The organism is Nocardiopsis halotolerans DSM 44410 (genome assembly GCF_000341065.1).
Lineage (GTDB): Bacteria > Actinomycetota > Actinomycetes > Streptosporangiales > Streptosporangiaceae > Nocardiopsis > Nocardiopsis halotolerans.
On record NZ_ANAX01000145.1, the window covers coordinates 1 to 10859 of the forward strand.

Genomic DNA, 10859 nt, shown 5'->3' on the forward strand with positions numbered 1-10859 from the left:
ATGGCCACGGCGCTCTGACCGGAAGGACCCACCGGCCCGGCCTCATCCGCCGTGGTCTCGTACTCGTAGCGAGTCTCGGCGCTCCGACCTCGCTACGAGTACAGGATCATCCGAGGTTGGAGCACTCCGGTCACACCAGCGACGTTTCCGGCCAGAACTTCAGGCGGCCATCCGCTCGGCCACCCGGTTGACCAGCGTTAACAGCACCTCCTTGGCCGACGCCCGCTCACGCGCGTCGCACAGCACCACGGGGATCGCCGGGTCCAGGCTCAGCGCGTCGCGGACCTCGTCGGGTTCGTACCTGTGGGCGCCCTCGAAGCAGTTCACCGCGACCACGAACGGCACCCCGCGCCGCTCGAAGAAGTCCACCGCCGCGAAGCACGTCTCCAGGCGGCGGGTGTCGGCGATGACGACCGCGCCCAGGGCCCCCTCGGACAGCTCCTCCCACATGAACCAGAAGCGCTCCTGCCCGGGGGTTCCGAACAGGTACAGGACCAACTGGTCGTTGATGGTGATGCGGCCGAAGTCCAGCGCCACGGTGGTGGTCGACTTGGCCTCCACCCCCGACAGGTCGTCGACGCCGTAGCTGGCCTCGGTCATCACCTCCTCCGTGCTCAGCGGAGCGATCTCGCTGACCGACCCGACCATCGTGGTCTTACCGGCCCCGAAACCCCCCGCCACCAGGATCTTCAGCGCCGACGGAACGGGCGCGTGTGTGGGGTCAGAGTCGTTGGATGCCATCGAGAACCGCCTGGAGTACGTCCCGGCTCACCGGGCTCTTCGCTGTGTAGGGGGCGCGGGCCAACGCGAGGCCGCGGTTGAGCAGGTCGCTGAGCAGGACCTTGACGACGGCCACCGGGATGTCCAGGTGCGCGGACACCTCGGCGACCGACTGGGGGCGCTGGCACAGCTCAAGGATGCGGAGCTGTTCCGGTTCCAGCGCCATCTCGTCCACCTCGGCCCGCTTGGCCGCGATGACGACGCTGATCATGTCCAGCCGCACGGTGTCCGCGTGGTCGCGGCCCTGCGCGATCACGTACGGGCGTACGAGGGGACCGGCGTCCTGTCCGTTCGCCGCGTCGTCGTAGCCGCCGACCGCGTCGCGCTGCGGAAGACCGTGCGGATCCTCGTCGGGTGGCAACTCGTTGTGCGCTTGCATGGCGTCCCCTATCGCGTGGCTTCCCCGGCGCCGCCCTCATGCCGGGGCGCGGCGTCCAGATACCGGCCCACCTGCTCGACCAGGACGTTCATCTCGTAGGCGATGAGGCCGACGTCGGCGCTCTCCTCGGCCAGCACCGCCAGGCACGCTCCCCGTCCGGCGCCGGTGACGAACAGGTACGCGCTCTCCATCTCCACGACGGTCTGGAGGACCTCGCCGCCGCCGAAGTGGCGGCCGGTACCCCGGGCCAGGCTCTGGAACGCGGACGCCACCGCGGACAGGTGCTCGGCGTCCTCCTTGACCAGTTCGCGGGAACGGCCGATCAGCAGCCCGTCGGCGGACAGCACGATCGCGTGGCGTGAGCCCACGGCTCGGTCGAGCAGTTCGTCCAGCAGCCAGTCGATGTCCTTGCCCGCGCCGCTTCCACTGTCACGCTGGGCGCTTTCGGGAGTACTCGTCACGGTTACGCGTCCTTGTCGGTGTCGTTGGTCTGCTGCTTGCCCTCGCGCCGTCCGCGGTCCGTCCCCTTCTGGAACGCGGACATGTTCCGGCGCAGGCGCGCCAGACGCTCCTTGCCGTCCGGAGCCGGACCCGAGGCGAACGCGCCGCCCGCCGCGGGCCCTGTGTCAGCCGCGGGATCGGCCGCCAGCTGGGGGGCCAGGTTCTCCTGGGGACGCCGCTTGGGCAGTGGCGGACGTCCTCCGCCCNTCGGGGTCGGAGGTGGTGTCGGGAGTGGGGACCGCGCTGATGGTCGGGGTCCTGGTGGGCAGAGGGGGGCGGTCGCCGTTCGCGCCGAGGAGGTCCTGGCCGCCGCGGTCGCCATCCTGCGGGGCCGTGTCGGAGGCCGCGCCACCGGGCTCCTCGACCCTCTCCGCGTCACCGGGCTCCTCGCCCCTCTCCGCGTCACCGCTCTTTCCGGTGGTCTCCCGCTCCGCGGGAGCGTCCGTCCCGGGCGCGGGCTCCTTGGGCGCGGACACCGAGGCCAGCACGGGCTTGGTGCCCTCGCCGGACTTCAGTTCGCCGGGCGAGCGGTCGAGGATCTCGCGCACGTCCCACACCTGCTCGTCGCTCTCGTTGGAGGGGAGCGGCGAGCGCTCGCCGGAGATCAGCTCGTGCGGCAGCAGGACGATGGCCTGCACGCCCCCGTACGGCGACGTGCGCAGGTGCACGCGGATCCCGTGGCGGTGCGCCAGGTGGGAGACCACGAACAGGCCGAGGCGCATCTTCTCGTTCAGACGCATCACGTCGAACTCGGGCGGGTCCTCCAGCAGCGCGTTCGCCGAGGCCAACTCGCTCTCGGTCATGCCCAGGCCCCGGTCCTCGATCTCGACCGTCACGCCGTTGGGCACGTCGTCGCTGTTCAGACGCACGTGCGTGTGCGGTGGGGAGAACATGGCGGCGTTGTCGACCAGCTCGGCGACCAGGTGGATGACGTCGGCGACGGCCGGTCCGTTGAGGTGGACGCGGGCGATCCGCTCGCGCTTGACGCGGGTGTAGTCGCCGGACTCGGAGATGGCGCCGCGCAGCACGTCGATCAGCGGCATGGGGCGGTGCCAGGTGCGCCCCGGTGCCTCGCCGCCGAGGATGAGCAGGTTCTCGGCGTTGCGGCGCGAACGGGTGGCCAGGTGGTCGAGCTTGAACAGCTGGGCCAGCTGCTCGGGGTCCTCCTGCTCGCGCTCCATCCGGTCCAGCAGACGCAGCTGGCGGTGCACCAGGGTCTGGCTGCGGTGCGCGATGTTGAGGAACACGCGGTTGACGCCCTGACGCAGCTCGGTCTGCTGCACGGCCTCGCTGACGGCGGCGCGCTGGGCGGTGTTGAACGCCCGGGCGACGTCACCGATCTCGTCGTCGTCGACGGCCAGGGAGGGCAGGGCCGTCTCGGTGTCCACGCGCTCGCCCTCGTGCAGGCGGCGCATGAGCTCGGGCAGGCGCTGCTCGGCCAGGTCGTTGGAGTCGTCGCGCAGGTTCAGCAGGCGCTCGGTGAGCCTGCTGGAGGATCGGCGGGCCAGCAGGAACGCGACCCCGGTGACGGCGGCGACGCCGAGGCTGCCCGCCACGGCGACCAGCACGGCCTGGTTGGCCTGCTCGCGGGTCGTGGCCGCGGAGTGGAGGGCCTCGTCCGCGCCGATCGCGGTGAGCTCGGAGAGCACGTACTCGTAGTCGCCGGACCACTCCGCGTAGTCCACCGGCATGGACAGGTCACGGACCTCGGTGGGCACCAGGGTCACCGGGTCGGTGACCGTCTCGGTGGTCACCTGGCGGTTGATGATCTCGTCCTGCATCCGGGTCAGGTCGGCGTACTCCTGGCTCTCCAGCAGGCTCTCCACCCGCTCCTCCTGGCCCGGCCCCTCCAGGTAGTGGTCGTTGGCGTCGAGCAGGGCCTGGTAGGAGCCGACCAGTTCGGTGAACGCGCGCTGGTCCTCCGTGGTCAGCTCGTCGCTGGCGAAGGCCCGGGCGATCTGGGCGTCGGCCTGGGAGAGCAGGTCCACGGTGCGGAACACGTACGTCGCGGTGAAACCCGGACTGACCGCGTCCCCGAGGTTGCCGTCACGGGCCTGACTGTCGAAGCTGTCGGCGCCGTGCAGGATCAGCTCGTTGTAGTAGTCGAGGATCTCGGCGCGCGTGAGCTCACCCGCGTCCACCGCGTCGCGGATCCCGTCGATCTCGCCGTACCGCAGGTGCAGCATCTCGATGTGGTGGCCGCTCTCACCGGGGGCGAGGTCGGCGAAACCGATCAGCTCGTCGACGACCGCGCCCAGGGAGGAGTCGGTGTCCCCGCGGGCCTCCTCCAGCTCCCGCCGGATGTCGGCGTCGTCGGGGCGCGCGATGTGGGCGATCGTGTGCGAGCGCTCCTGCATCACGTCCACGAGGCCGACCGCGGCGGGGGTGACCAGCTCGTCGGTGGCGTTGGAGCGGACGAGCTGGATCACCGCGTCACCGGCGAGGACGGCGGTGAGCATCAGCCAGAGCACCACCAGGGCGGTGGTGGGGATCATGACCATTGCGCGGATACGGGAGGTGATGCTCCGCCCGCGTCGCTTGGGTACTGCCTGCACGGTTCTCCTGTCGATCCGCGTCTGAAGACTTCTCGGGTGGGGGCCGCGGCGCCGGGGGAGTCGGCGCGCCCCGGCCCGCGTGTGCGCGGTCTCCTGCCCCGCGGGCGGCGTCCGTCGGGGGTTCTCGACGCGGGACGTACCGCAGGGTAACCACAAACGCGGCATTTCAGCGTGGGGATCGTATCTCGCCGGTGAAACGCTGAAATATCCGGGTGGTGGAGGCAGTCTGCCACGAAGGACGAGAATGTCCACTTCTTGGGTGGGTGGTGAGGGGGCTCTCTCCTGTCAACCATTGTGACAATAGGACAAACGTCACATATGGCGGAGAGTATGGCAAGTCCTGCTCCGGGTGATCGCCGTTGCCCTCTCCCACCGGGGGCGTCGCGGGAGATCTTCCGCGTTCGGCGCACACGTCGGTGCAGAGCGTACTAGCGTTGCGCCCGGGACCGGACGCGGCGACGCCGCGGCAGGAGCGGGGGCACACCATGGGTCAGCCGTTCGGCGGGGGACAGGCCGCCGTGGAGGTGGCGGTCGCGGCCGTGCCACTGGCGGTGGTCCTCGGCGCGGCACTCTACCTGCGCGGGCAGTACCGCCGCTACGGGCACCCGCGGGGAGGTCCGGGCCTGTTCACCCTGACCGCGCTGGTCACCGGGATCGGTCTGGCGGCCTACGCGGTCTGGCCGCTGCCCGCCTCCGTCGACGGCCTGTGCGCGGACGCCTCCGGTGGCGGGTGGCCCGGGTCGGAGGGCGCCGCGGGCGCGGGAGACCTTCCCGCCCTCCGGGAGGCTGCTCCGGCCCTCGCCCTCTTCCTCCTGGTCGGACTGCTGGCCCGTCACCGCTTCCGCCGCGGCCTGGTGACCACCCTGCTGGTCGGCGCGGCCCTGGCCGGAGCCGTCGTGGGCCTCCGCGCCAGCGGGGTCCTGGGCCTGTACCCATGTGCCTACGCCGACGCCTCACCCGCGCTCGCGCTCCTTGGGGCCGCGGCGACCCCGGTCGGCTGGCTGGTCGCCCGGTGGGCGTTCCGGTCACGGCTCGGCGGATTCGCGCGGGGCTGGCCCGCCGCCGTCCCGGACCGCGGTGTGCCCGGTCCGGGACGCAGACTGACCGGTGCCCTGGTCGATCTGGGCCTGTGGTGGTTCGGCGCGGCCACCCTCGCCGCCCTGCTGTACGCCCTCGGCGCCGTGGACCCCGGAGCCGGAACCCGTACGGCCGCACTGCTGTGCCTGGCCGCCGCCCTCGCCGTGGCCGCGCCGCACACGCGCCGCGACCGCGCCACCCCCGGCGGCGCCTCGGTCCGACTGGCGCTCGGCGAACACGGATCCCCGCGCCCGGCGGCCCACTGGCGGGTCCTGGCGCGCACCTGCCTGCTCCAGGGGCCCGTGGCCGTCCTCGTGGCACTGGACCTGCCCTGGTACGCGCTCGCCGTGCTCGCGGTGCACGCCAGCAGCGCCCTGGTCCGGCCCGACCGCGCGGGCGTGGCCGATCTGCTGTGCGGGGTCCGCGTGCGCACCCGGGCCACCCTGGACGGCGGCCTGCCCACACGCCTGGTCCGCTACGCCGAACCGCGTGAGGGCGTCCCCGTGGGCTGACCGGACACGTTGCCGGTGCGACCGGAGTGCTCCGATCCCGGAGACGGTCCCGTGCTTACGACGGGGTTCGACCGTCGAACCCGGCCATGGGTACGAGGTCACGGTGAACAGGGCGGGCGGAGGTCGACGCCGCCTAGTTCCACTCCAGGTAACCCAGCAGCAGCCCCGCGAGCACCAGGACGACGCCCAGGCCGCCGAACAGCACCCGCACGTAGCTCGACAACCACGGCGCGGACACGATCCGGGCATGCAGGGGCTCGTCGGGGTCGTAGGCGACGGTCACGATCTCCCCGGCCCGGGAGGCCGTCCACCCCGTGCTCTCGTGCTCGGCGTGCACCTCGTGACCGTCCTCGGTGCGGAACTGCACGATCATGCGGGAGGCCGTGGAGGTCTCGTGGTAGCCGATGACCCGCCCCTTGGCGCGCATCCCGTGACGGCGCAGCCGCAGCTCGGCGCGCGTGTCACGCGTGACCATCCAGAGGATGACCATCCCGGCGAGCAGGGGGAGGAGGGGGTAGAAACCGCTCATCTCGGGGGGTGTCCTCTCAGAAGTCGCGCGTGCTCGTCCCGCCGGTGGAGGCCACGGGGCCGACCAGGCCCTCGACCATACGGGCCAGCGCCATGTGGACCTCCTCGACGGGGCGGTCGGGCCGGAGCGTACGCCAGTCCAGGGCCACCGTCACCACCATGCCGAACAGGGCCGACCCCGCGAGACCGGTGTCGAGGTCCGGGGGCAGCGACCCGTCCGCGGTCAGTTCGTCCAGCAGACCGGTGATGACCCCGATCGCCTCGGTGCGGATCTGGAGGACCGTGGCGTACCAGGCCCGGTTGGTCCGCCAGGCCTCCGCCATGAGGAGCCGGGCCAGGGACTCGTGCTCGCCGATGAACTCCACCCCGGCGCGCAGCACGGCGGTCAGCGCCTCGCCGGGGGCGGTACCGGACCCGGACGGGGGAAGCGCGCCCTTGAGCGTGTCGGCCAGGCGGGTCACCCCCCACTCCATCAGGGCCGTGTACAGCTCGCTCTTGCCGCCGAAGTTGTAGTAGACGGTGCCCTTGGCCACCCCGGCGCGCCCGGCGATCTCGTCGACGGTCGTGGCCTCGTAACCCTGTTCCGAGATCAACGCGACCGCGGCCTCGAACAGGCGCCGCTGGGTGGTCTCGCGGCGCCTGCTCACCGGCCGGTCGGACGTGCTCGCACTCATTCGGTCCATTCTGCCCGCCTTCGTCTCGGACGCGCTACGTCCGTCACACGGGCGCACGTCACAGCTTCAGCGCCGGGTGGAGAGCGCTCATGGTCCACACGCGCTTGCGTTCCACCGTCCACCACGTGAGCAGCAGCGGCACCACCAACCACAGTCCCATCACACCGAACGCCGTCCAGACCAGGGTGGGATCGCCGCCGCCGATCATGTGGCGCAGCGCCGTCACGCCCCAGTGCAGCGGCAGGAACGGGCCCACGGCCTGGAAGAAGGCCGGGCTGGTCTCGATCGGGTACGTTCCGCCCGCCGAGGTCAACTGGAGTACCAGCAGTACCAACGCCACCACGCGCCCCGCCGCGCCGAAGGCCACGTTCAGGTACTGCACGGTCGCGGCGAACGCGGCGGCCGTCAGCACCAGGAACGCGGTCAACAGGGGCCAGTTCCGCGCCTCCAGCCCCAACAGCAGGTGCAGTGCGGCCATCATGACCGCCACCTGGCCGACGCCGATCAGGAGCGGGCCGATCCGCCCGGCGAGCGCCACGCGCCAGGAGGGCGCGCAGGAGGCCAGGGCCCGTGAGGAGAGCGCGGGCAGCACCATGAACACCACCATCGCGCCCACCCACAGGGACAGCGGCACGAAGAACGGGGCGAACCCGGTCCCGTAGTCGGGCGCCCTGTTGGAGACGGAACCGTCCAGCCGCACCGGACTGCTCATGGTCTCCGAGGCGGACTCGCGTCCCTGGTCGGAGTAGGTGGGGATCTCCTCGGCACCCTCTCCGAGCCCCTCGGCGAGGGTGTCGGAGCCCGTGGCCAGCTCCTCCAGCCCCGAGTGCAGTTCGTCGGCGCCGCCGCTGAGCTCCCCCAGCCCCTCGTCCAGGTCGGCGGCTCCGTCGGAGGCCTCTCCGAGCCCGTCACGCAACCGCACCGCCCCCTCGGCCAGCTCGGTCAGCCCCTCGTCGAGCTCGTCCACCTTGTCGCGGGCCGCCTCCGCGTCCTCCACCATCGTGGGCAGGTCCTCCGAGAGCGCCGCCGCCTCCTCGCTCAGCGCGGCGGCGTCCTCGGCGACCGACGTGATCTCGTCGCGGTTGTCCTCGACGAACCCGGCCACCGACAGGGCGGTGTCCATGGCTCCCTGGAGGTCGCGCAGCAGGGCGTACAGGTCGGGGGACTCGGTCTCCAGACGGGGATGGTCCTCCAGGTAGGAGGCCAGACGCCCGTCCACCTCCGTGAGCGCCGCGGTGTCGGCCTCCGGCAGCTCCTCCAGGGCCGTGGCCAGGGCGTCGGTGACCTCGGCGGCGTTCCCGGCGTGCTCCTGGATGGAGGGAACGTCCTCCTCCTCCAGGTTCGGAAGCCACTCGTCGGCCAGCACGTCGAGCTTCTCCACCTGGGTCGAGACCTCCTCGGAGAGGGTCCCGGCACCGCTGGCCAGCCCCTGGGAACCGGTGTGGAGCTCGTCGAGGCCGTCGCTGAGGGAGTCCGCGCCCGTGTGCGCCTCGTCGGCGCCCTCGGCCAGGTCGGAGGAGCCCTCCTCGGCCTCGCCCGCGCCCTCGGAGAGGTCGTCGGCCCCCTCGGCCGCCTCCTTCGTCTGACCGTGGATCTCGTTGAACCCGAGGAAGATCCGGTCGAGGTAGTCGCTGATCGCGGAAGCGGCGGCGGCGCTCTGGATCTCCCGGAACGCGCTTCCGGCCAACTGCCGGACGATGAAGCTGTTGGAGTCGTTGTAGTGCGCCTCCAGGGTCGCGGGGGAGGGCGACTCCCGGTCGCGGGAGGGTGAGGTCAGGTCGGCGCTGAAGTCGGAGGGGATGGTCAGGGAGACGTAGTAGGTGCCGTCGGCCACGCCGCGCGCCGCCTCCTCGGCGTCCACCAGGCGCCAGTCCAGGTCCCCCCGTTCCAGGAGGGTGTCGGTGAGCTCGCCCCCCGCGTCGATGGTCCGGCCGTCGACCTCCACCGGTTCGTCCTCGTTGACCAGGGCGACCGGAAGGCGCTCCATCCTCCCGAAGGGGTCCCAGAACGACCACAGGTACATCCCCGAGTAGAGCAGGGGGATGAGCAGGAGCGCGGCCAGCGCGGCGGCGGGCAGGGGAGAGCGCAGGAAGGAGCGCACGCCCAGGAGCCCGAGCCGGGGCACCGCGAAGGGGCGCGTCAGGGAGAGCGAACGTCTACGCCCGGCCATGGTGACCGTCCTTCCTCCGGGTTCCGCGCAGGATGCCCGGGCCGGTGTGGCGCCGGCGCCGTTCGCGGCGTCCGGCGGTCTTCGGGGCCGCGGCGGAGGCGCCGCCGGTGCCGCGAGGAGCGCGCGTGGCGCCGTCCTCCTGACGTAGGGGGATCGGGCCTTGGGTGTCGCTTCCGGCGACTCCCTCCAGCCCGTCGGCGTCGGCGCAGGTGGCGATCACCGTCAGCCCTCCGTCCGCGAGCCCCTGGAGCGTGCCCCACAGCTCCGCCTGGTGCTCGGGGGCCAGGCCGCCGTCGACGTCGTCCACGGCCAGTAACCGGGGTTCGTCCAACAGCGCCAGGGCCACCCCGAGGCGGCGCCTCTCGAGCATGGACAGCTCCCGCACCAACGACCGCCGGTCCAGCCCGCCCAGACCGGCGGCCTCCATGGCCTCGTCGGCGAGGCCGCGCCCGGCGGGACGCATGCGCAGCAGGAGCCCCTCGGAGAGGTGTTCGCGGACCCGGAGCCGTTCGTCCAGGGGGTTGACCTCGTCCATCAGGCCGAGGGAGCTGGTCCGGCGGACCCGGCGCGCGTACCGGGGCAGGGCGTGCCCGTCCACGTGGAGGCTCCCCTCCGAGGGACGCATCCTGCCGGTCAGCGTCAGGAGCAGGGCGCTGCGCCCGCCCCCCGAGTCCGCCTGGAAGACGGTGAGCGTGCCCGGGCGCGCGGTGAACCCCACCCCCGTGTAGACGGGGCCCTCCCTGGTGACGAGCCCGACGCCCTCGGCGTCGACGCGAGCTCCTGTGGCCCGGCGCATTCTTCGACCCTCCGTTTTTGAACTGACCAGTCAGTGCAAAACTGCGGACATCACCCTACAGCGCTCCTGAGGGCCGCTCCGGCAACGAGAGCTGTGGAGTGTCGCACAGCGGGGCGGGCCGCCCGGCTTGTGCCGCGCGGGAGGGGTAGTGGGATTGGATGGGAGTCTCGTAACCGTCGGACGAACGGGAGGAACAGGGTGTCGGAGATCTCCGAACGGGTCGCGCGGGTCCTGGACGACCCGGAGAACTGGCCCAGCGACCCGAAGGAGGCCGTCGCGCTCCAGCGCAGGCTCGCCGACCGGGTACGCGAGGAGCCGCTGGACGTGGACTCCGTGCGGCTGGTGGCCGGACTGGACGTCAGCTACGCCAAGGACAACACGGCGCTCTCCGCGGCGGCCGTGGTCATGGACGTCCGGACCCTGGAGGTGGTCGAGTCCGTGGCCATCGCCTCCGAGCCGTCCTTCCCCTACATCTCGGGGCTGTTCGCGTTCCGCGAGTCACCACCGGTCCTGGAGGCGCTGGGGCAGCTCAAGGTCACCCCGGACGTGTACCTGTGCGACGGCTTCGGCCTGGCGCACCCCCGCCGCTTCGGGGTCGCCTGCCATCTGGGGGTGCTCCTGGACCTGCCGGTGGTGGGCTCGGCCAAGTCGGTGCTGTTCGGCAGGCACAGCGCACCCGGTGAGGAACGGGGATCGTGGACGCCCATGGTCGCCGGGCGCTCGGAGGTGGTACCCGACTCGTTCGCGCTGGCCGAACAGGGGGGCGAGGTCCTCGGGCGCGTGCTGCGCACCCGCAGGGGCGTCAAACCCGTCTACGTGTCCGTCGGCCACCGGGTGGACCTGGAGGGCGCGGCCGAGCTCGTGCTGCGGCTGTCGCCGAAGTACCG

At 72.0% G+C, this 10859-nt stretch carries 10 protein-coding genes; 2 read left to right on the forward strand and 8 right to left on the reverse strand.

Annotation, left to right across the window (positions count from 1 at the left end; translation table 11 throughout):
* Nucleotides 1-159 precede the first annotated feature (159 nt).
* From D455_RS0110585 to D455_RS30020, 4 genes are all read right to left on the reverse strand, one after another.
* Nucleotides 160-741 carry a GTP-binding protein gene (locus D455_RS0110585; RefSeq protein WP_026122508.1) on the reverse strand — a complete coding sequence of 194 codons (582 nt, stop codon included), beginning with the start codon at nt 739-741 and terminating at the stop codon, nt 160-162.
* Nucleotides 722-1159 carry a DUF742 domain-containing protein gene (locus D455_RS0110590; RefSeq protein WP_017570699.1) on the reverse strand — a complete coding sequence of 146 codons (438 nt, stop codon included), beginning with the start codon at nt 1157-1159 and terminating at the stop codon, nt 722-724. Before D455_RS0110590 ends, D455_RS0110585 begins: the two co-directional genes overlap by 20 nt.
* Nucleotides 1160-1167: 8 nt before the next feature.
* Nucleotides 1168-1620, reverse strand: coding sequence for a roadblock/LC7 domain-containing protein (locus D455_RS0110595; RefSeq protein ID WP_017570700.1), 453 nt, complete (start codon nt 1618-1620; stop codon nt 1168-1170).
* Nucleotides 1621-1785: 165 nt separating this feature from the next.
* Entirely contained in the window at nt 1786-4380 is a 2595-nt protein-coding gene (locus D455_RS30020; RefSeq protein WP_449289306.1) for a nitrate- and nitrite sensing domain-containing protein, read from the reverse strand.
* Nucleotides 4381-4700: 320 nt separating this feature from the next.
* On the opposite strand from D455_RS30020, the gene D455_RS0110605 reads away from it, so the two are divergent.
* Nucleotides 4701-5804 (forward strand): hypothetical protein, encoded by a 1104-nt coding sequence (locus tag D455_RS0110605; protein ID WP_017570701.1) that lies wholly within the window; start codon nt 4701-4703, stop codon nt 5802-5804.
* 133 nt (nt 5805-5937) lie between these two features.
* On the opposite strand, the gene D455_RS0110610 is transcribed toward D455_RS0110605, so the two are convergent.
* The 4 genes from D455_RS0110610 to D455_RS0110625 are packed head-to-tail and all read right to left on the reverse strand — an operon-like array spanning nt 5938 to nt 9972.
* Entirely contained in the window at nt 5938-6333 is a 396-nt protein-coding gene (locus D455_RS0110610) for a DUF3592 domain-containing protein (RefSeq protein ID WP_017570702.1), read from the reverse strand.
* Between the two features lie 16 nt (nt 6334-6349).
* On the reverse strand, nt 6350-7015 hold the full coding sequence (locus D455_RS0110615) for a TetR/AcrR family transcriptional regulator (protein ID WP_017570703.1): 666 nt from the start codon (nt 7013-7015) through the stop codon (nt 6350-6352).
* 49 nt (nt 7016-7064) lie between these two features.
* Complete coding sequence (locus D455_RS0110620; protein ID WP_017570704.1) at nt 7065-9176, reverse strand: YhgE/Pip domain-containing protein; 2112 nt, start codon at nt 9174-9176, stop codon at nt 7065-7067.
* Nucleotides 9163-9972, reverse strand: a complete 810-nt coding sequence (locus D455_RS0110625; protein ID WP_017570705.1) for an ATP-binding cassette domain-containing protein — start codon at nt 9970-9972, stop codon at nt 9163-9165. Before D455_RS0110625 ends, D455_RS0110620 begins: the two co-directional genes overlap by 14 nt.
* A gap of 198 nt (nt 9973-10170) precedes the next feature.
* Between D455_RS0110625 and D455_RS0110630 the strand changes: the two genes are divergently transcribed.
* On the forward strand, nt 10171-10859 hold a 689-nt coding region (locus D455_RS0110630; RefSeq protein ID WP_017570706.1), incomplete at its 3' end, for an endonuclease V.

Excerpts from the sequence above, each read along its gene's own strand:
- D455_RS0110585 (WP_026122508.1), bottom strand. The coding sequence starts at position 741 with ATGGCATCCAACGACTCTGACCCCACACACGCGCCCGTTCCGTCGGCG.
- D455_RS0110590 (WP_017570699.1), bottom strand. The coding sequence starts at position 1,159 with ATGCAAGCGCACAACGAGTTGCCACCCGACGAGGATCCGCACGGTCTT.
- D455_RS0110605 (WP_017570701.1), top strand. The coding sequence starts at position 4,701 with ATGGGTCAGCCGTTCGGCGGGGGACAGGCCGCCGTGGAGGTGGCGGTC.
- D455_RS0110610 (WP_017570702.1), bottom strand. The coding sequence starts at position 6,333 with ATGAGCGGTTTCTACCCCCTCCTCCCCCTGCTCGCCGGGATGGTCATC.
- D455_RS0110615 (WP_017570703.1), bottom strand. The coding sequence starts at position 7,015 with ATGGACCGAATGAGTGCGAGCACGTCCGACCGGCCGGTGAGCAGGCGC.
- D455_RS0110620 (WP_017570704.1), bottom strand. The coding sequence starts at position 9,176 with ATGGCCGGGCGTAGACGTTCGCTCTCCCTGACGCGCCCCTTCGCGGTG.
- D455_RS0110625 (WP_017570705.1), bottom strand. The coding sequence starts at position 9,972 with ATGCGCCGGGCCACAGGAGCTCGCGTCGACGCCGAGGGCGTCGGGCTC.